At 54.3% G+C, this 265-nt stretch carries 1 protein-coding gene; it reads left to right on the top strand.

Features of this window, described 5'->3' with window-relative positions:
• Positions 1-265 (top strand): PAAR domain-containing protein (locus tag SB660_RS21295; RefSeq protein WP_410584386.1); only part of this gene is annotated, 265 nt, incomplete at both ends.

The raw sequence follows: 265 nt of genomic DNA, 5'->3' as shown, positions 1-265 counted from the left end.
AGTTTTAGTTGACCACTTCAGTTCAGGTCACGGCGATTTTCCACCGCGTGAGGATGTTGACGGAGAACCGTTGCTAAAAATTAACGGTGTACCGGTGATGGTGGACGGCTGTGCTTTTGCCGAGCATAGCGATGGTACAGGCGTACATGCGGGAACGGCGGTCACTACCCGAGCATGGGTGACTATTAACGGAAAAGGCGTCATCTGCATGGATGATCCAGTGTCCTGTGGTTCAACCGTGGCGAGCGGAGATCCGCTGGTGGAG

This window comes from Bacillus sp. SIMBA_005 (genome assembly GCF_046535585.1).
GTDB lineage: Bacteria > Bacillota > Bacilli > Bacillales > Bacillaceae > Bacillus > Bacillus pumilus.
Note: the sequence above shows the minus strand (reverse complement) of the source record. Positions and strands in the feature narration are given on the sequence as shown.